The organism is Pseudomonas sp. 58(2021) (genome assembly GCF_017491585.1).
GTDB classification, from domain to species: domain Bacteria; phylum Pseudomonadota; class Gammaproteobacteria; order Pseudomonadales; family Pseudomonadaceae; genus Aquipseudomonas; species Aquipseudomonas fluorescens_BT.
The window spans coordinates 292,988-311,221 of the sequence record NZ_JAFGYZ010000001.1 but is presented as its reverse complement, the minus strand read 5'-3'; the positions used below and the strand labels follow the sequence as shown (position 1 = coordinate 311,221).

Annotated in this window: 16 protein-coding genes; 12 read left to right on the top strand and 4 right to left on the bottom strand. The window is 62.3% G+C overall.

Annotation, left to right across the window (positions count from 1 at the left end):
• Nucleotides 1-22 precede the first annotated feature (22 nt).
• On the top strand, nucleotides 23-838 hold the full coding sequence (gene lgt / locus J5M72_RS01425) for a prolipoprotein diacylglyceryl transferase (protein ID WP_169432340.1): 816 nt from the start codon (nucleotides 23-25) through the stop codon (nucleotides 836-838).
• A gap of 49 nt (nucleotides 839-887) precedes the next feature.
• On the top strand, nucleotides 888-1,859 hold the full coding sequence (locus tag J5M72_RS01420; protein ID WP_169432339.1) for a thymidylate synthase: 972 nt from the start codon (nucleotides 888-890) through the stop codon (nucleotides 1,857-1,859).
• 59 nt (nucleotides 1,860-1,918) lie between these two features.
• Here J5M72_RS01420 and cadR read toward each other — a convergent pair whose 3' ends face one another.
• Nucleotides 1,919-2,368: a Cd(II)/Pb(II)-responsive transcriptional regulator gene (cadR, locus tag J5M72_RS01415; protein WP_007953454.1), complete on the bottom strand. Its 450-nt coding sequence runs from the start codon at nucleotides 2,366-2,368 to the stop codon at nucleotides 1,919-1,921.
• 84 nt (nucleotides 2,369-2,452) lie between these two features.
• On the opposite strand from cadR, the gene J5M72_RS01410 reads away from it, so the two are divergent.
• From J5M72_RS01410 to J5M72_RS01375, 8 genes are all read left to right on the top strand, one after another.
• Nucleotides 2,453-4,708: a heavy metal translocating P-type ATPase gene (locus J5M72_RS01410; protein WP_207863817.1), complete on the top strand. Its 2,256-nt coding sequence runs from the start codon at nucleotides 2,453-2,455 to the stop codon at nucleotides 4,706-4,708.
• A gap of 16 nt (nucleotides 4,709-4,724) precedes the next feature.
• Nucleotides 4,725-5,588 carry a LysR family transcriptional regulator gene (locus J5M72_RS01405; protein ID WP_207863816.1) on the top strand — a complete coding sequence of 288 codons (864 nt, stop codon included), beginning with the start codon at nucleotides 4,725-4,727 and terminating at the stop codon, nucleotides 5,586-5,588.
• Nucleotides 5,589-5,829: 241 nt separating this feature from the next.
• Nucleotides 5,830-6,906: a putative 2-aminoethylphosphonate ABC transporter ATP-binding protein gene (locus J5M72_RS01400; protein WP_007953451.1), complete on the top strand. Its 1,077-nt coding sequence runs from the start codon at nucleotides 5,830-5,832 to the stop codon at nucleotides 6,904-6,906.
• Nucleotides 6,906-8,630, top strand: coding sequence for a putative 2-aminoethylphosphonate ABC transporter permease subunit (locus tag J5M72_RS01395; RefSeq protein ID WP_169432336.1), 1,725 nt, complete (start codon nucleotides 6,906-6,908; stop codon nucleotides 8,628-8,630). The genes J5M72_RS01400 and J5M72_RS01395 overlap by 1 nt, the downstream gene beginning before the upstream one ends.
• 47 nt (nucleotides 8,631-8,677) lie before the next feature.
• Nucleotides 8,678-9,703 (top strand): putative 2-aminoethylphosphonate ABC transporter substrate-binding protein, encoded by a 1,026-nt coding sequence (locus J5M72_RS01390; protein ID WP_064600170.1) that lies wholly within the window; start codon nucleotides 8,678-8,680, stop codon nucleotides 9,701-9,703.
• Between the two features lie 144 nt (nucleotides 9,704-9,847).
• Nucleotides 9,848-10,987, top strand: coding sequence for a TIGR03364 family FAD-dependent oxidoreductase (locus tag J5M72_RS01385; protein WP_207863815.1), 1,140 nt, complete (start codon nucleotides 9,848-9,850; stop codon nucleotides 10,985-10,987).
• Entirely contained in the window at nucleotides 10,981-11,547 is a 567-nt protein-coding gene (locus tag J5M72_RS01380) for a phosphonate degradation HD-domain oxygenase (protein ID WP_207863814.1), read from the top strand. Before J5M72_RS01385 ends, J5M72_RS01380 begins: the two co-directional genes overlap by 7 nt.
• Before the next feature lie 85 nt (nucleotides 11,548-11,632).
• Nucleotides 11,633-12,058, top strand: coding sequence for a hypothetical protein (locus J5M72_RS01375; RefSeq protein WP_207863813.1), 426 nt, complete (start codon nucleotides 11,633-11,635; stop codon nucleotides 12,056-12,058).
• Here J5M72_RS01375 and J5M72_RS01370 read toward each other — a convergent pair.
• Together J5M72_RS01370 and J5M72_RS01365 are read right to left on the bottom strand one after the other, a co-directional pair.
• Nucleotides 12,055-13,440: a GTPase/DUF3482 domain-containing protein gene (locus J5M72_RS01370; protein ID WP_207863812.1), complete on the bottom strand. Its 1,386-nt coding sequence runs from the start codon at nucleotides 13,438-13,440 to the stop codon at nucleotides 12,055-12,057. The genes J5M72_RS01375 and J5M72_RS01370 overlap by 4 nt on opposite strands.
• Nucleotides 13,433-14,806 carry a DUF2868 domain-containing protein gene (locus J5M72_RS01365; protein ID WP_207863811.1) on the bottom strand — a complete coding sequence of 458 codons (1,374 nt, stop codon included), beginning with the start codon at nucleotides 14,804-14,806 and terminating at the stop codon, nucleotides 13,433-13,435. The genes J5M72_RS01370 and J5M72_RS01365 overlap by 8 nt, the downstream gene beginning before the upstream one ends.
• Before the next feature lie 96 nt (nucleotides 14,807-14,902).
• Between J5M72_RS01365 and J5M72_RS01360 the strand changes: the two genes are divergently transcribed.
• Nucleotides 14,903-15,415 carry a dihydrofolate reductase gene (locus J5M72_RS01360; RefSeq protein WP_207863810.1) on the top strand — a complete coding sequence of 171 codons (513 nt, stop codon included), beginning with the start codon at nucleotides 14,903-14,905 and terminating at the stop codon, nucleotides 15,413-15,415.
• A 120-nt stretch (nucleotides 15,416-15,535) separates the two neighbouring features.
• Here the strand turns inward: J5M72_RS01360 and J5M72_RS01355 are convergent, their stop codons facing one another.
• Nucleotides 15,536-16,927, bottom strand: coding sequence for an L-cystine transporter (locus J5M72_RS01355; protein WP_169432328.1), 1,392 nt, complete (start codon nucleotides 16,925-16,927; stop codon nucleotides 15,536-15,538).
• A gap of 241 nt (nucleotides 16,928-17,168) precedes the next feature.
• Between J5M72_RS01355 and J5M72_RS01350 the strand changes: the two genes are divergently transcribed.
• On the top strand, nucleotides 17,169-18,224 hold the full coding sequence (locus J5M72_RS01350) for a haloacid dehalogenase-like hydrolase (RefSeq protein WP_207863809.1): 1,056 nt from the start codon (nucleotides 17,169-17,171) through the stop codon (nucleotides 18,222-18,224).
• The last annotated feature ends 10 nt before the right edge of the window (nucleotides 18,225-18,234 follow it).

Sequence of the window (18,234 nt, the reverse complement as noted above, 5' to 3'; positions counted from 1 at the left end):
TGAACGCTAACGAGGAGTCGCAATGCTGCCTTACCCGCAGATCGACCCGGTGGCTCTGGCCATCGGTCCGCTGAAAATCCATTGGTACGGCCTGATGTATCTGGTCGGCATCGGCGGTGCGTGGCTGCTGGCGTCGCGCCGGCTTAACCGTTTCGACCCGACCTGGACCAAGGAGAAACTCTCCGACCTGGTGTTCTGGCTGTCGATGGGGGTGATTGTCGGTGGGCGACTGGGCTATGTACTGTTCTACGATCTGAGCGCCTACATCGCCAACCCGACGCTGATTTTCGAGGTGTGGAAGGGCGGCATGTCGTTCCACGGTGGCTTCATCGGCGTGATGCTGGCGGCGTTGTGGTTCGGCAAGCGTAATGGCAAGTCGTTCTTCCAGCTGATGGACTTCGTGGCGCCGATGGTGCCGATCGGCCTGGGCGCCGGGCGTATCGGCAACTTCATCAACGCCGAGCTGTGGGGCAAGGCCACCGACGTGCCGTGGGCCATGGTGTTCCCGCCGTTCAGCGACCCGGCGCAACTGCCGCGTCATCCGTCGCAGCTGTATCAGTTCGCGCTCGAAGGTGTCGCGCTGTTCCTGATCCTCTGGCTGTTCTCGCGCAAGCCGCGGCCGACCATGGCGGTCTCGGGCATGTTCGCGCTGTTCTATGGCATCTTCCGTTTCATCGTCGAATTCGTCCGCGTGCCGGACGCGCAACTGGGCTACCTGGCCTGGAACTGGCTGACCATGGGTCAGGTACTCTGCGTACCGATGATCATCGGCGGGCTGTTCCTGATCTGGCTGGCCTATCGCCGTGCCCCGTCGGCGCCGGTTGCCCCGACAGCTTAAATATTCGACCCCCGGCGCGGTTGGCCGGGGGCAAGGACACAGGTAACTCATGAAGCAATATCTCGATCTGGTGTCGCACGTCATCAACAACGGCACCAAACAGGCCAACCGTACCGGCGTGAACACCATCAGCTTTCCGGGCGCCATGCTGCGCTTCGATCTGCAGGAAGGTTTCCCGGCGATCACCACCCGCAAGATGGCCTTCAAATCGGCCATCGGCGAGATGTGCGGCTTTCTGCGGGGCGTGAACAACGCCGCCGAATTCCGTGCGCTGGGCTGCAAGGTCTGGGATCAGAACGCCAACGAAAACGCCCAGTGGCTGGCCAACCCGTTCCGCCAGGGCGAAGACGACCTCGGCGAGATCTACGGCGTGCAATGGCGCAAATGGCCGGCGTACAAGCAGATCCCGTTGAGCAACACCGCCGCCATCGAGCAAACCCTGAACAACGGCTACAAGCAGATTGCCCAGGGCGAAGAAGACGGCCAGGCCTATGTGGTGCTGTACAAAGCCATCGATCAGGTGCGCCAGTGCGTCGACACGATCATCAAGGACCCGGGCAGCCGCCGCATCCTGTTCCACGGCTGGAACTGCGCCCAGCTCGATGAAATGGCCCTGCCGCCGTGCCATCTGCTGTACCAGTTCCACCCGAATGTCGAGACCAAGGAAATTTCCCTGACCCTCTACATCCGCTCCAACGACCTGGGCCTGGGCACGCCGTTCAACCTCACCGAAGGCGCTGCGCTGCTGAGCCTGATCGGTCGCCTGACCGGCTACACGCCGCGCTGGTTCACCTATTTCATCGGTGATGCCCACGTCTACGAAAACCACCTCGACATGCTCAACGAACAGCTCAAGCGCGAGCCGTTCGCCATGCCGAAGCTGAAGATTTCGGACCGCGTGCCGGAGTTTGCCAAGACGGGCGTGTACCAGCCGGAATGGCTGGAGTTGGTGGAGCCGAGCGACTTCTCGCTGGAAGGCTACGAGCACCATGCGCCGATGACCGCGCCGATGGCGGTCTGAAGCACGAGTGACCAAATATTGAGGGAGCCAAATGGCTCCCTCAATTGTTTCTGCCGTTCTTAATGACCGTGGCTACGGCCTACATGCGAATGCTCGACCTCCGCCGCCACAACCCCGCCACTGACTTCCAGCCGCTGCAGGATCCCGCACTGATCCGCCTCCGGCCCTTCGCCACAGCGCTGGCGCAGGTCGAGCAGTTGCGTCTGCAATGCCAGTAACCCGTCGATCCGCGCCTTGACGTGCTGGATGTGCTCGTCAATCAGCGCATTCACGCTTTCGCACTGATCCTGCGGGCTGTCGCGCAAGGCGAGCAGGCTGCGGATTTCTTCGAGGGTCATGTCGAGGGTGCGGCAGTTGCGGATGAAGGTCAGGCGTTCGGCGTGGGCCTGGGTGTAGACGCGGTAGTTGCCGTCACTGCGGGCCGGCTCCGGCAGCAGGTTTTCGCGTTCGTAGTAGCGGATGGTTTCCACGGCGCAATCGGTCTGTTTCGCCAGTTCTCCGATTTTCATGACGGCAATCTCCAAAAGGGTGCTTGACCCTATAGTGGCTACAGGGTCTTTACTTGGCAACAGGCACCTTCATGGACGCGACCAATGAGCGATTCCCAGCACACCCACAAATCCCACGCGGGACACGACCACAGCCACAAATTGCAGCCTGTGCATAAACACGACCACGGCGCTGATTCCTGCTGTGCGTCAAAAGCCGCGGCACCGTCGCTGATTCAACTGAGCGAGGCGAAAAGCGCCGACGCCCGGCTGAGCAGTTTCCGCATCGAGGCGATGGATTGCCCGACGGAGCAGACGCTGATCCAGAACAAGCTCGGCAAACTGGCCGGGATCCAGCAACTGGAATTCAACCTGATCAACCGCGTGCTCGGCGTGACCCACAATCTGCCGGACACCGCGCCGATCATCGACGCGATCAAGTCCCTCGGCATGCAGGCCGAGCCGCTGGAAGCAGGTGTCGAAGCGCCAATGCCTGCGCCGGTGAAAAAACACTGGTGGCCGCTGGCGCTGTCTGGCGTCGGCGCACTCGCTGCCGAAGTGATCCACTTCACCAGCGCTGCCCCGACCTGGGTGGTGGCGATCATCGCGCTGATCTCGATCCTCAGTGGCGGCCTCACCACCTACAAGAAGGGCTGGATCGCCCTGAAGAACCGCAACCTCAACATCAACGCGCTGATGAGCATCGCCGTGACCGGCGCCGTGTTGATCGGCCAATGGCCGGAAGCGGCGATGGTGATGTTCCTGTTCACGGTGGCCGAGCTGATCGAAGCGCGCTCGCTGGATCGCGCACGCAACGCCATCAGCGGCCTGATGCAGATGACACCGGAGCAGGCGACGGTGTTGCAGGCTGACGGCAACTGGGTCGAACTGGACGTCAAAAGTATCGATCTCGGCGCCCGCGTGCGGGTAAAACCTGGCGAGCGTATTGCGCTGGACGGTGAAGTCGTCAGCGGCAGCTCGACCATCGATCAGGCGCCGATCACCGGTGAGAGCCTGCCGGTGGAGAAAACCGTTGGCGACAAGGTGTTCGCCGGCACCATCAACCAGGCCGGCTCGCTGGAATACACGGTGACCGCTGCGGCCAACCATTCCACCCTGGCGCGAATCATCCACGCCGTGGAGCAGGCGCAAGGCGCGCGTGCGCCGACCCAGCGTTTCGTCGATCAATTCTCGAAAATCTACACCCCGGTGGTCTTCGTCCTGGCCCTGGCCGTGGCGATCATCCCGCCGCTGTTCATGGGTGCCGCGTGGTTCGACTGGATCTACCGCGCACTGGTGCTGCTGGTGGTCGCGTGTCCGTGTGCATTGGTGATTTCCACGCCGGTGACCATCGTCAGCGGCCTCGCTGCCGCGGCGCGCAAAGGCATTCTGGTCAAGGGCGGCGTGTACCTTGAGGGCGGTTTCAAGCTCGACTATCTGGCCCTCGACAAGACCGGCACCATCACCCACGGCAAACCGGTGCAGACCGACTACCTGTCCCTCGATCCGACCGCCGACGCCACGGCCCCGGCCATTGCCGCGGCACTGGCCGGGCGCTCCGATCACCCGGTGTCGCTGGCCGTCGCCAATGCGGCTGTGGATAAAGGTTTCGCGGCGCTGGTTGTGGATAACTTCGAAGCGCTGGCCGGCCGTGGCGTAAAAGGCGAGGTCAACGGTCAGGTCTACCATTTGGGCAACCACCGTCTGGTGGAAGAACTGGGCCTGTGCTCGCCGCAATTGGAAGAAACACTGTTCGCGCTGGAGAAGCAGGGAAAGTCCGTGGTGCTGCTGCTCGATCGTTCCGGCCCGCTGGCGCTGTTCGCCGTGGCCGACACGGTCAAGGAAACCAGCCGCGAGGCGATTCGCCAACTGCACGAACTGGGCGTGAAAACCATGATGCTCACCGGCGACAACGTCCACACCGCGCAGGCGATTGCGGCGCAGGTCGGAATCGATCAAGCCAAGGGCGACTTGCTGCCGACCGACAAATTGCAAGCCATCGAAGACCTGTATGCGCAGGGCCGTCGGGTCGGCATGGTCGGCGACGGTATCAACGACGCGCCGGCACTGGCTCGGGCCGAGATCGGTTTTGCGATGGCGGCGGCTGGAACCGATACGGCGATTGAAACCGCCGATGTCGCCCTGATGGACGACGATCTGCGCAAGATTCCGGCCTTCATCAGCCTGTCCCGCAACACGGCCAGTATCCTGAAACAGAACATTGCGTTGGCATTGGTGATCAAGGCCATCTTTCTTGGGGTAACCTTCGCCGGACTCGCCACCATGTGGATGGCGGTGTTTGCCGACATGGGCGTGAGCCTGCTGGTGGTGTTCAACGGTTTGCGCCTGTTGCGCAAATAGAGGAAGAGGGACGGTTGTGCTGAGTGCCGAGCTGAAAGCGTTTTACATGGTGGCCCGGCTGGGCAGCATCACGCTGGCGGCGAAAAAACTCGGCCTCAGCCAACCGACCGTGACCACCCAGATCCGCAATCTGGAAAGTCAGTATTCGGTGGAGCTGTTCTACCGTGGCGGCCGGCGTCTGAGTGTCAGCGAGGAAGGCGCGCGGCTGTTGCCGATGGTCAAGGCGTTGTTGCAGCAGGAAGCCGATATCGAGTTTTTCCTGCGCAACAGCGGCCAGGTGCAGGGCACGCTGCGCATCGCCGCCACCGCGCCGTATTACATCCTCGATCTGGTGAAGACCTTCCGCGAGCGCCTGCCGCAGGTGGAAGTGTCAGTGGAAATCGGCAACTCGCAACAAGTGCTCGAAGCGCTGGAGGATTACCGGGTGGATGTCGCGGCGTCGTCGCAATTGCTCGACGATGCACGGCTGATCCGTCGGGTGCTCGGCAGCGATCCGCTGGTGCTGGCGGTGCATCGCAATCATCCGCTGGCGGTGCACGACCATGTCACGCTGAGCGCGCTGGCCGGGCATACCTTGCTGATGCGTGAATCCGGCTCGACCACCCGGCGTCTCACCGAAGAATTGCTGGCCAGTGCCGGTGTCAGTTTCGGCCCGTTGCTGGAAATCGGCAGCCGCGAGTCGATCCGCGAGGCGGTGCTGCGCAACATCGGCATCAGCATCATTGCCCGTCAGGAAGTGCCGCACGATCCGCAGTTGCGGGTGCTGACGCTCGAAAATGCGCCGCAGATTCCCGAATACCTCTACTGCCTCAAGGAACGCAAGAACGCCCGGTTGCCGGCGGCGTTTCTCGGGCTGGCGCAGGAAATGTCCCCGGCCTGAGATCTTCAGTGCCTGTGCCGGCCTCATCGCTAGCAGGCTAGCTCCCACATTGGATCTGTGTTGTGAACACTATCTCCTGTGGGAGCGGGCTTGCTCGCGAAGGCGTCGGACTAGGCAGCACAGGACTTGAAACCTGAACCAAAATCCCTGAATACCACTATCGGTCGTTTTTGCCTCACTGCCATATGACCGACGCATTACAACTCTAGGATTCGTCTCATCTGCTTGATGAGGTCTGTCCATGAACCCTGCAATCGCAACTGCCCTGACCAACCCCGGCGCACCGATGAAAGTGCGTGGCGTGCAGAAGCGCTTCGGCGCCTTCACTGCGCTGGATAACGTCTCCCTTGATGTTGCAGCCGGTGAGCTGGTGTGCCTGCTCGGCCCGTCGGGTTGCGGCAAGACCACTTTGTTGCGTTGCATCGCCGGTCTGGAAAAGCAGGACAGCGGCGAGTTGTACCTCGGCGAGCGCGACGTTTCCCACCTCGCGCCGCAGGCTCGGGACTACGGCATTCTGTTCCAGTCCTACGCGCTGTTCCCCAATCTGACCGTCGAAGCGAACATTGCCTACGGCCTCGCCGGCAGCGGTCGCGATGAAGTGCGCCGTCGCGTCGGTCAGATGCTGGAACTGGTCGGCCTCACCGGCAGTGAGAAAAAGTACCCGGGCCAGTTGTCCGGTGGCCAGCAGCAACGTGTGGCACTGGCCCGAGCCCTGGCCCCCGCGCCGTCGCTGTTGCTGCTCGACGAACCGATGTCGGCCCTCGACGCTCGGGTCCGCGAGCATCTGTGCACCGAGCTGCGCCAACTGCAACGCAACCTCGGCATCACCACCCTGATGGTCACCCACAATCAGGACGAAGCCATGCTGATGGCCGACCGCATCGCTGTGATGAACAACGGCAAGGTCGAGCAATACGCCACTCCGCAGGAAATCTACAACCGCCCGGCTACGCCGTTCGTGGCCGAGTTTGTCGGCCAGGGCAACTGGCTGCCGTTCCAGCGCAGCAGCGACAGCCACGCCAAGGTCGGCGGGATGAACCTGCGCCTGGCCGACGGCAGCGTCCACAGCCCGTCGGGCCGGCTGTTCTGCCGCCCGGAAGCGATCAACGTCAATCCGTTGGTGCATGAGGAAAACCTGTTCCCGGCCAAGGTCCGCGAGATCACCTTCCTCGGCAACCGCTGCCGCATGAGCTTCGAACTCGATCAATTGCCCGGTCACGCCTTGCTCGCCGAACTGGCGCCGGAAGCCATGCCGCGCCTCGGCGCCCAGCAGATCATGGTCGCCTTGCCGCCGCGCAGCCTGCAGGTGTTTGCCTGATGAACAGCAACCTTGCACTGCCGCTACCGCACAAGCAGGCGCGGCAGGTGTCCGGGGCCGAGGTCGGCGACCGGATCTTCGTCCTCGGCGGCAAACTCCTGCTGCTGGTGCTGCTCGGTGTGGCGGTGCTGTTGCCATTGCTGGCGATCTTCTGGCGCGGTTTCAGCAGCGAAGCCGGGCAGGGCGGTGGCTGGCTCGCCGCAAAGGCGCTGGTGACCAGCGACAATTTCCACTGGTTGCTCGGCAACAGCCTGAAAGTTTCCCTCAGCGTCGCAGCGATCGTCGTACCGCTGGCCTACCTGTTTGCCTACGCCTTGCAGCGCACGTTGATTCCGGCCAAAGGCATCTGGCGCGGGATCTCCCTGCTGCCGCTGATGGCACCTTCGATGCTGCCGGGGATTGCGCTGGTCTATCTGTTCGGCAATCAGGGCATGCTGCGGGGGCTGTTGTCGGACAACATCTACGGTTTTTGGGGGATTGTTCTGGGTGAGGTGATCTACACCTTCCCACACGCCTTGATGATTTTGCTGTCAGCCCTGTCGCTGGCGGATGCGCGACTGTTCGACGCCGCGTCGAGTATGGGCGCCAGCCCTGCGAAAGCTTTTCGCAGTATCACCTGGCCGGCGACCCGTCAGGCCGTCTTCGCCGCGTTCTGCCTGGTGTTCACCCTGACCATCACCGATTTCGGTGTGCCGGTGGTGGTCGGTGGCGACTATCAGGTGCTGGCGCTGGAAGCCTACAAAGCGGTGGTCGGCCAGCAGCAGTTCGGTCGCGGCGCGTTGATCGGCATGGTTCTGCTGCTGCCGGCGCTGTTCAGCTTCGGCGTCGATGCCTGGTTGCGTCGGCGTCACGGCGACGCCATGAGTGGCCGCGCCCAGGTGTTCAAACCGGCACCGTCGAAGAAGCGCGATGCCTTTTATCTCAGCGTTGTTCTGTTGATCAGCGCCGCGTTGCTGCTGGTATTCGGCATGGCGGTGTTCTCGTCGCTGGTGAAGTTCTGGCCGTACAACCTGTCGCTGTCACTCAACCACTATCAGTTCAACGAAACTGCCGGCGGTGGTTGGCTGGCCTACGGCAACAGTTTGAAGATGGCGCTGGGAACCGCGTTGATCGGAAGCGTGCTGATCTTTACCGGCGCCTACCTGATGGAAAAGACCCGCAGCCAGCGCGGGCTGAATCTGACGTTGCGCATGCTCAGTTTCGTACCGATGGCGGTGCCTGGGCTGGTGCTCGGTCTGGGTTACGTCTTCTTCTTCAACCTCACCGGCAACCCGCTGCACGTGCTGTACGGGACCATGACCCTGCTGATCGTCTGCACCATTGCTCACTATCTGACCACCGCGCAGATGACCGCCACCACCGCGCTGCGTCAGCTCGATGCCGAGTTCGAAGCCGCCGCGCTGTCGCTGAAAGCGCCGCTGTACCGGCATTACCTGCGGGTCACCGTGCCAATCTGCCTGCCGGCGCTGCTGGACATCGTGCGCTACCTGTTCGTCTCGGCCATGACCACCGTGTCCGCCGCTATTTTCCTCTACAGCCCCGACACCATCCTCGCGGCGGTGGCGGTGCTGAACATGGATGACGCCGGCAACGTCGGCGGCGCGGCGGCGATGTCGACCCTGATTCTGTTCACCTCGGCGGGCGTGTCCTTGCTGCTGGCGTGGGCTTCGCGCGGCCTGCTGCGCCGTTCCCAGGCCTGGCGGCAAACGGCGCCCGGCCACTGATCCACGACTAATCCCTAAAGCCTCAACTCACCGACAGGAAAACGATCATGTTCAAGCCTATGGCCCTGGCCGCTGCTGTGCTCGCTACTTTCAGCCTGAATGCCTTCGCGGCAAAAACCGAGTTGACGGTGTACACCGCCCTCGAAGCCGAACAGTTGAAGTCCTACAAAGAGGCCTTCGAAAAGGCCAACCCGGACGTCGAGATCAAGTGGGTGCGCGATTCCACCGGGATCATCACCGCCAAACTGCTGGCCGAAAAGGATCGCCCGCAGGCTGACGCAGTGTGGGGCCTGGCGGCGTCGAGCCTGGCGATCCTCGATCAGCAAGGCATGCTGCAAAGCTATGCGCCGAAGGATCTGGGCAAGATCGGCGCGAACTACCGCGACGCCGCCAACCCGCCAGCCTGGGTCGGCATGGACGTCTGGGCCGCGACCATTTGCTTCAACACCGTCGAGGCCGAAAAGCAGGGCCTGACCAAACCGGTGAGCTGGCAGGACCTGACCAAGCCTGAGTACAAAGGCAAGATCGTGATGCCGAATCCGGCTTCGTCCGGCACCGGTTTCCTCGACGTCAGCGCCTGGCTGCAAACCTTCGGCGAGAAGCAGGGCTGGGCCTATATGGACGGCCTGCACCAGAACATCGGCCAGTACGTTCACTCCGGTTCCAAGCCTTGCAAACTGGCGGCGGCGGGCGAATTCCCGATCGGGATTTCCTTCGAATACCCGGCTGTTCAGCTCAAGCGCCAGGGCGCGCCGCTGGACATCATCCTGCCGAAGGAAGGCCTGGGCTGGGAGATCGAGGCGACTGCCGTGATCAAAGGCACGCCGCACGAAGAGGCCGCGAAGAAACTGGCCGACTTCTCCGCCAGCGCCCCGGCGATGGACCTGTACAAGGAAAACTTCGCCGTTCTCGCCCAGCCGGGTATCGCCAAGCCGCAGACCGAACTGCCGGCCGACTACGAGCAACGCCTGATCAAGAACGACTTCGCCTGGGCCTCGAAGAACCGCGACGAGATCCTGACCGAATGGCGCAAGCGCTATGACGGCAAGTCCGAGAAAGTCGCGGCTAAGTAAGATCTTCATCGACTGACAGGGCCTCTTCGCGAGCAAGCCCGCTCCCACATTGGATATCCAGTGAACACAAATTCTGTGCACACCTGATCCACCTGTGGGAGCGGGCTTGCCGGCGATGGCGGTCCTCATTCAGAGCACCTCTAGATGACACAACACAAAGACTTGTTGATCGTCGGCGCCGGCATCCTGGGCCTGTCCCACGCCTACGCGGCCGCCCGGCGCGGTCTCAAGGTTACAGTTTTCGAACGCACTGCCACGCCACTCGGCGCGTCGGTTCGTAACTTCGGCCAGGCCCTGGTCACCGGCCAGCCACCGGGCCCGATGCTCGAACTGGCCAAGGCCAGCCGCGAGATCTGGGGCCAGTGGGCGCAGCTCGCCGGCCTGCAACTCAAGCGCAACGGCTCGTACCTGTTCGCCCGCACCGAGGCGGAAGAACATTTGCTGGAAGCCTTCTGCGCCGGGCGCGCCGTCGAGCACGACTACCGCGTCGAGCTGCTGCGTGGTGCCGCGTTGCGCGATCTGTACGGCGGCCAGTTCAGCCATCACCGCGCCGCGCTGCACGGGATTGATGATCAACAGCTGTATTCCCGGGAGGCGATTCGGGCGCTGATCGACTACTTGCGTCGCGAACTCAACGTCGAGTTTCACTTCTCGACGCTGGTGCGCGACGTCGAACCGGAGCGCTTGCACAGTACCGCCGGGATCTTCACCGCCGAGCAGATCATCGTCTGTTCCGGTCACGATTATCAGACCCTGCTGGCCGAGCCGATTGCCACCCTCGACCCGCAAATCTGCCGCCTGCAAATGCTTCGCGCTCGGCCGCAGATCGACCTGAACCTGCAACACGCCTTGCTCACCGGCCTCAGTTGCGTGCACTACGGCGCCTTCGCCGATCTGCCGGAAGCGGCTGCAGTGCAGGCGCAAATCCTGCGCGAGCAACCGCACTTGCAGGAAAACGGCATTCACCTGCTGATCAGCCCGACGCCGTATGGCGAACTGATCATTGGCGATTCGCACCATTACGGCAGTGATCCGTCGCCGTTCAACGCCGAGCAGGTCGACAACTGGATGCTCGAACTGGCCGAACAGACCCTCGGCTGCAAGGTGCAAGTAGTCGAGCGCTGGCAGGGTGTCTATGGTTCCCGGGGGCCGGGGCCGTTTTCGTTTTTGCGGCCGGCGTCGGGGTTGAGTGTGGCGCTGATGCACAGCGGCGTTGGCATGAGCGTCGGCCCGGCCATGGCCGAGCGCAATGTGGCACAGCTTTTTGGAGAGAACGGATGTTGAGCCACGAACAAATCATCGAGCGGGTGTTCGGCCTCTATGAGCGTTTCGGCGCCAGCGACTACATCGGCGAACCGGTGTCGCAGATCGAGCACATGTCCCAGGCGGCGCAACTGGCCATCGCCGAAGGCTTCGACGATGAAGTGGTGCTCGCCGCGTTCTTCCATGACATCGGTCACTTGTGTGCCGAAGGCGCGGAGAACATGGGCGGTTATGGCGTGGTCAGCCACGAGCGCCTCGGCGCGGATTATTTGCGTGAGGCCGGCTTCAGCGAACGCCTGGCGCGGCTGGTGGAATATCACGTCCAGGCCAAGCGCTATCTGACGCTCAGGGAGGCGGGCTACTACGAGCGCTTGAGCGAAGCCAGCCGCCGCACCCTGGACTATCAGGGCGGGGTGATGACCGAGGCTGAAGCGGATGCGTTCGAGCAGGATCCGTTGTGTGCTGTCAGCCTGCGAATGCGCCAGTGGGATGAGTTGGCCAAAGAAATGGCTGTTCCGGTGATGGATCTTGCGCTGTTGAAGCACAAGGCTTTTACCGTGTTGTCTCGCGAAGCGCGCTGAACCTTCTTACGCCAAACCGGGAAACGGTGCATGGCGCGTGTTGCCCCTTCGGCCCAGACTGGCTCTTTGTCGAAGGAGCGCACGGATGCGTTTTTTGAAAGTGATTGCCCGGGATCGATCGGGCAGCGGCGCAGGGGACAGTGTCCAGCTGCGCTTTCATGACAGTGAACAGGACTGGCGCGAAGCCTCTGCTCGCGAGGTGGCGCAACTACGCAGCTTCACCAGAACCTATCTGAAATGTGCCTGGTTCAACGCGGCCGACGAGGATGCGCGACATCTGCGGATCTTCGCTCTGAACCCCGGCAGCGATGGAACGCCGGAATCAGTGAGGCTGCACTTTCACCAGGGCGAAACCATTGCTTACAAGGCTGCCGTCCACGACCTGGATAACGATGGTCGCTTCGAGGTTGTCCTGTGTTCGGACGTCGACAACGACGGGCGCGCCAATCGCACCGATCGCAGCCGGGTGACGGCGCTGGTCAAACAGTTCCTCAAGCTCGGCTGGTTCTAGAGCTCGAGGACCTTGCTCACCAGCTCATCGATCTGTTCCTGACGCTGGGCCTGATTCAGCTTCGGATGCGGGTTGAGCGACGACCATTGCGGATGGGCCCGGGCGATGTTCAGCGCTTCCGGCAACTTGCCCTCACGCCATGTCTTGTCCTGCGGCGTCGCCACCTGAACGGCGTCCATCGCCGCATGACCACGAACATTCAGCGCTTGCAACAATTGCCGCTGACGCAATGCCAACAGGCGCAGCACGTTGTCGTCGACCGTCAGTTCCCGCTGCCCTTTGATCTTGTCCAGCAGGCGGTTGCCATAGCTGCGGGCGGTTTGCAGGGCGCCGCCGGCAATGGCACCGGCCAGTGCGGCGGCGCCGAGGGTGATGCCGCCGACCAGCAGATCCACACCCGCACCGGCGGCCGCGCCGGCAGCGATTCCACCGCCGACCCGCACGCCGAGCTGCTTGAGGGTTTCCGGGTTGAACAGGTCATCGCCCCAGCGTCCGTCGAGCAGCGGCAGATCGCTGGCGGCGGCGTCCTGCGGGCGGAAGGCGTAGAGCTTGAGCAGCGCTTCGACGCAGCGTTGTTCGCGCTGGCGCACGGCTTTGCGCAGTTCGCTGATGGCCTGTTGTTCCTGCTCGGCGTTACTCGCCACACTGCGTCGGCATGCGGCGCAGTCGATCAGCAATTCGGCAATCAGGCGTGCGGCGCTTTGCTCGCGGGCGAGGCGTTGGGCCTGTTGATCGGCGATCAGGCGTTCAAGTTGTGGGCGGGCGTTTTCCAGCAACAGTGCGAGGCTTTCATACAACCGACGCTCCCCGTCTTCGGGCGGGGCGACGCTGTCGAAACGCACCAGCGCGTGCAGGCCGAGGCGCGCCAGGGCTTCACGCCAGTCCGGCTCGCGATGGTTGGCGCTGCTGACGAAATTCAGCACCGGCAGCAACGGTTTTCCGCAACTGGCCAACACTTCCAGTTCATCGCGGTACTTGGCCAGCACCGGTTCGCGGGCGTCGATCACGTACAGGCCGGCATCGGAATCGAGCAGTTGCCGCAGCACCTTGGCTTCCTGTTCGAAACGCTGGCGCGCTTCGCTGCCGTCGAGAAACCGCGCCAACCGTGCCGGGCCGTCGAGGCGTTCGCCGGGGCGTTCCAGTCGTTCGAGAAAATCCAGCAGGGCGATGGCGTCTTCCAGACCGGGCGTGTCGTAGAGGTCGAGCAACGGCTCGCCATCCACCGACAACCGCGCGCCTTCGACATGCCGGGTGGTGCTCGGTCGATGGGAGACTTCACCGAAGCCGACGTCGCGGGTCAGGGTACGCAACAGCGAAGTCTTGCCGACGTTGGTGTGGCCGACCACCGCCAGTTTCAGCGGTGCTTTCCAGGCATCAGTCATGTCCATGCTCCAGCCAGTTCAACGGGGCGCAATCGGCGAACGGCAGTTGCAGCTGTTGCAATGCGACGTGCCAGTCACCGAGGCGTTCGGCGTCCAGCGCTTGTCCTGGCGGCGCCTGCAACAGCCAGACCCGGGTCGCGGCGGCATTGCGTGCCAGCTCGGCGATCAGCGCCAGGCTGCCGCGATCCGGCGAACGTCGTGGGTCACAGGCAATCGCGAGGCGCGCCGGGGGGAAGCGGCTGAGTTGTTCGAGCAGTTTGTTGCGCGATTCACGGCTGTCGAGGATGCCGGCGTTGCTGACGTTTTTCGGCAACGCCGGTGGCCATGGGTGTTGATCGTCCAGTTCGATGGCCACCAGCAGCGCGCCATCGCTGGCGTGTTCGCCGACGGTGCTTTCGACGCGGTGCAATTGCGCAGGCTCGGGGTCGGTGATGCCGAGGCGTTCGCTGGTCGGCATCAGGCGTTCGCGCAACTGGGCGTAACCGGGCAGGTTCAGGTCCAGACGCAACTCAGCCTTGCCGCTGTTCCAGCGCCAGAAGCAGAACAGCGCCAGCAGCAGGCGCGGCAGCACGCCATACACCACCAGCACGCCGGCCAGCCAGGTCGCCCAGGCCTGACGGGCGCTTTCGATGTTCAGCGCGGTGTCGCCGCTGGCGCGGATCATGTCCACGGTCGGCACGTTGAAGCCCAGCAGCGCCGGCAAGGCGCCGAGGGCCTGGGTCATGTTGATGAACGTGTCGGCACTGAGAATCGTGGTTTCCCAGACGAAGCCGTAGCGCCGGGTCGCCATCAGCGTCAGCAGCAAAATCAGCGCGCTGACCATCGCCAGCAACCACAAACCGTTGACCAGCGAGCCGAGCGCCCAGCGATTGAGTTTCTGGCGTTGCAGCATCAACAACAGGGCCGGCGCCAGTTGCGCAGCCTTGGCGTCGCGGGCGAGTCTTTCACTGAGCCACAGCCACAAGCGGCCGAGTGTGGCGCCGTGCTCTCCGGCGAAGATCAGCCCCAGCGCCCAGCTCAACAGCAAGATCAGATTCAGCCCGAGCAGACTGCCCAGGGCCCAGAACACATTGACCGGCGTCTGGCCCAGTGCGGCGAAGGCCAGGCCGGCGCCGCTCAGAACCGCGAAGATCGCCAGCAACACCAGCGCCAGACGCGCGCCTTGCAGCCAGTGCTTGAGCGCAGAGGTCAGGCCGTCACGCTCGGCCAGCCACAGGGCGCGGCGTTGAATGCGTCCCGGCAGATCGCCGCCGGCCGCGCGGGCCAGGCGATTGGCTTCCTGATCGTCCAGCGGGCCTGCGTGTTCTTCGCGCAGGCGCACGGTTTCGGTGAGCCAGAGGTTTTGCAGTGAAGTCAGTTCAGTCACGCGGCATCCCGTTGCTTGATTGAGCCGTGAGCATAACCGCTGTGGCGCTGGTCGGGGCAAGTTGCGGGATGCGGAACCTCTGGTATCCTCACCCGAATGAACAATACTCTTCCTCTATGTCTGATCGCTGCTCTTGGTGAAAACCAAGTCATCGGCGTAAATAACAGCATGCCCTGGCATTTGCCTGGGGATTTCAGGTACTTCAAAGAAAAAACCCTTGGCAAGCCAATCATTATGGGGCGCAAGACTTGGGACTCTTTGGGGCGTCCACTTCCGGGTCGTTTGAACATTGTCGTAAGTCGGCAATCGGATCTGCAACTCGATGGGGCGGAGGTTTTCCCCTCGCTTGAAGCGGCTGTAGCCCGCGCAGAAGAGTGGGCGCTAGAGAAAGGTGCAGATGAGTTGATGCTGATTGGCGGTGCGCAGTTATACGCACAGGCACTGCCGCATGCGGATCGCCTGTACTTGACTCGGGTAAATTTAAGCCCTGTAGGGGATGCGTTGTTCCCAGAGTTCACCCCGTACGATTGGGAGCGGACGTCGTTCGAATCAAATGCTGCTGAAGGCGACAAGCCTTCATACCGTTTTGAAGTTTACACTCGAGCCTAAGAGCATCGCGGGCAAGCCCGCTCCCACAGCATCTGAGGCGAAAAACACATTGTGTTAACACCGAGGATCCCTGTGGGAGCGGGCTTGCCCGCGAAGAGGCCCGCCTAGGCGCTAAAGAGTTTAAGCCTGAGCAAGCTCCGCATGCTCATCCGCTTCCAGCAGTGCCTTGTCGGTCTGCTGCATCGCCTGGCTGGTAATCGCGCCAGCGGTGATCGAACCACTCACGTTCAGCGCCGTACGACCCATGTCGATCAGCGGCTCGACCGAAATCAGCAACGCCACCAGCGAAACCGGCAAGCCCATGGCCGGCAGAACGATCAGCGCGGCGAAGGTCGCGCCGCCGCCCACGCCCGCCACACCGGCGGAACTCAAGGTCACAATCGCCACCAGCGTCGCAATCCACAGCGGATCCAGCGGGTTGATGCCCACGGTGGGCGCAACCATCACCGCCAGCATTGCCGGGTACAGACCGGCGCAGCCGTTCTGGCCGATGGTCGCGCCGAACGAAGCGGCGAAGCTTGCAACCGATTGTGGAATGCCCAGACGCCGGGTCTGCGCTTCGATGCTCAGCGGAATGCTCGCGGCGCTGGAGCGGCTGGTGAACGCGAAGGTCAGCACCGGCCAGATCTTGCGGAAGAAACGCAGCGGGTTGATCCCGGCCGCCGAGACCAGCAGACCGTGTACCACGAACATCAGGCCCAGACCGAGGTACGACACCACCACGAAGCTGCCGAGCTTGATGATGTCCTGCAGGTTGGAACCGGCCACCACTTTGGTCATCAGTGCCAGCACGCCGTAAGGCGTCAGCTTCATCACCAGACGTACCAGACGCATCACCCAGGCTTGCAGGGTGTCGATGGCGTTGATCACTTTCTGACCTTTCTCGGCGTCATCCTTGAGCAGTTGCAGCGCGGCAACCCCCATGAACGCAGCGAAGATCACCACGCTGATGATCGAGGTCGGCTTGGCCCGCGCCAGGTCGGCGAACGGGTTCTGCGGGATGAACGACAGCAGCAGCTGCGGCACATTCAGGTCGGCGACCTTGCCGGCGTAGTCGGTCTGGATGGTTTGCAGACGGGCCATTTCCTGGGTGCCGGCGACCAGGCCTTCGGCGGTCAGGCCGAACAGGTTGGTCAGGCCGATGCCGATCAGTGCCGCAATCGCCGTGGTGAACAGCAGCGTGCCGATGGTCAGGAAGCTGATCTTGCCCAGCGACGAAGCGTTGTGCAGACGGGCCACGGCGCTGAGGATCGAGGCGAATACCAGCGGAATCACGATCATTTGCAGCAGTTGCACATAACCGTTGCCGACCAGATCAAACCAGCCGATCGAGGCTTTCAGCACCGGGTTGCCCGCGCCGTAAATCGTGTGCAGCGCGACACCGAATGCCACGCCCAGCACCAGCGCGAGCAGAACTTTTTTCGCCAGGCTCCACGTGGTGTGACGGGTTTGCGCCAGACCGAAGAGCAAGGCAAGGAACACCAGCAAGTTGAGAATCAGGGGCAGATTCATGAGGACTCCAGAAAAGACTGTGCCAACAACCTTCCGGGGCTGTTGCGAACCGGCAAGCCTAACAGCTTGATTTCCAATGATTTAATACCGAAATCAAAGGTCGTCCGTCGTTTTTGGAATAAGCGGGTGTCGTTCTCGGGGATGCAGTTGGCGCAAAAGGGACGTGGACAGTCGCTGACAGACGGTAACTGTCACACTGATTTGTTAGCGTCGATCTCTTTCAATCGGGGAGAAACGCAGAATGAAGTTCGCACCTAAATTGCTGGCTGCCGCACTCTGCTTCGGCCTTGTTGGCCAAGCGTTCGCCACTGACCTCAAGCACTGGCCGGCCGATCAGGCCAAGGCGCTGGACGCGATGATCGCCGCCAACGCCAACAAGGGTAACTACGCGGTGTTCGACATGGACAACACCAGTTACCGCTACGACCTGGAAGAGTCGCTGCTGCCGTTCATGGAAAACAAGGGCCTGATCACCCGTGACAAGCTCGACCCGTCGCTGAAACTGATGCCGTTCAAGGACACCGCCGACCACAAGGAAAGCCTGTTCAGCTACTACTACCGCCTCTGCGAAGTCGACGACATGGTCTGCTACCCATGGGTGGCGCAGGTGTTCTCCGGCTTCACCCTCAAGGAACTCAAAGGCTACGTCGACGAACTGATGGCGTCGGGCAAGCCGGTGCCGGCGACCTATTACGAAGGCGATGTAGTGAAGAACATCGACGTGCAGCCGCCGAAAGTCTTCACCGGTCAGGCTGAGCTGTACAACAAACTGATGGAGAACGGCATCGAGGTCTACGTGATGACCGCCGCCTCCGAAGAACTGGTGCGGATGGTCGCGGCCGATCCGAAGTACGGCTACAACGTCAAACCGCAGAACGTTATCGGTGTGACCACCTTGCTGAAGAACCGCGAGACCGGTGAACTGACCACTGCACGCAAGCAGATCACCGCCGGCAAGTATGACGAGAAGGCCAACCTCGGCCTGGAACTGACGCCATACCTCTGGACCCCGGCGACCTGGATGGCCGGCAAGCACGCGGCGATCCTGACCTACATCGACGAATGGAAAAAACCGGTGCTGGTGGGTGGCGACACGCCGACCAGCGACGGCTACATGCTGTTCCACGATGTGGACGTGGCCAAGGGTGGGATTCACCTGTGGGTCAACCGCAAGGACAAGTATATGACCCAGCTCAACGGCATGATGGCCAAGCATGCCGCGGCCCAGGCAAAAGAAGGTTTGCCGGTGACGGCGGACAAGAACTGGGTGATCGTCAAACCTGAAGAAATCCAGTAAACCTGCATAG

Excerpts from the sequence above, each read along its gene's own strand:
- lgt (WP_169432340.1), top strand. The coding sequence starts at position 23 with ATGCTGCCTTACCCGCAGATCGACCCGGTGGCTCTGGCCATCGGTCCG.
- J5M72_RS01420 (WP_169432339.1), top strand. The coding sequence starts at position 888 with ATGAAGCAATATCTCGATCTGGTGTCGCACGTCATCAACAACGGCACC.
- cadR (WP_007953454.1), bottom strand. The coding sequence starts at position 2,368 with ATGAAAATCGGAGAACTGGCGAAACAGACCGATTGCGCCGTGGAAACC.
- J5M72_RS01410 (WP_207863817.1), top strand. The coding sequence starts at position 2,453 with ATGAGCGATTCCCAGCACACCCACAAATCCCACGCGGGACACGACCAC.
- J5M72_RS01400 (WP_007953451.1), top strand. The coding sequence starts at position 5,830 with ATGAACCCTGCAATCGCAACTGCCCTGACCAACCCCGGCGCACCGATG.
- J5M72_RS01395 (WP_169432336.1), top strand. The coding sequence starts at position 6,906 with ATGAACAGCAACCTTGCACTGCCGCTACCGCACAAGCAGGCGCGGCAG.
- J5M72_RS01390 (WP_064600170.1), top strand. The coding sequence starts at position 8,678 with ATGTTCAAGCCTATGGCCCTGGCCGCTGCTGTGCTCGCTACTTTCAGC.
- J5M72_RS01385 (WP_207863815.1), top strand. The coding sequence starts at position 9,848 with ATGACACAACACAAAGACTTGTTGATCGTCGGCGCCGGCATCCTGGGC.
- J5M72_RS01380 (WP_207863814.1), top strand. The coding sequence starts at position 10,981 with ATGTTGAGCCACGAACAAATCATCGAGCGGGTGTTCGGCCTCTATGAG.
- J5M72_RS01375 (WP_207863813.1), top strand. The coding sequence starts at position 11,633 with ATGCGTTTTTTGAAAGTGATTGCCCGGGATCGATCGGGCAGCGGCGCA.
- J5M72_RS01370 (WP_207863812.1), bottom strand. The coding sequence starts at position 13,440 with ATGACTGATGCCTGGAAAGCACCGCTGAAACTGGCGGTGGTCGGCCAC.
- J5M72_RS01360 (WP_207863810.1), top strand. The coding sequence starts at position 14,903 with ATGAACAATACTCTTCCTCTATGTCTGATCGCTGCTCTTGGTGAAAAC.
- J5M72_RS01355 (WP_169432328.1), bottom strand. The coding sequence starts at position 16,927 with ATGAATCTGCCCCTGATTCTCAACTTGCTGGTGTTCCTTGCCTTGCTC.
- J5M72_RS01350 (WP_207863809.1), top strand. The coding sequence starts at position 17,169 with ATGAAGTTCGCACCTAAATTGCTGGCTGCCGCACTCTGCTTCGGCCTT.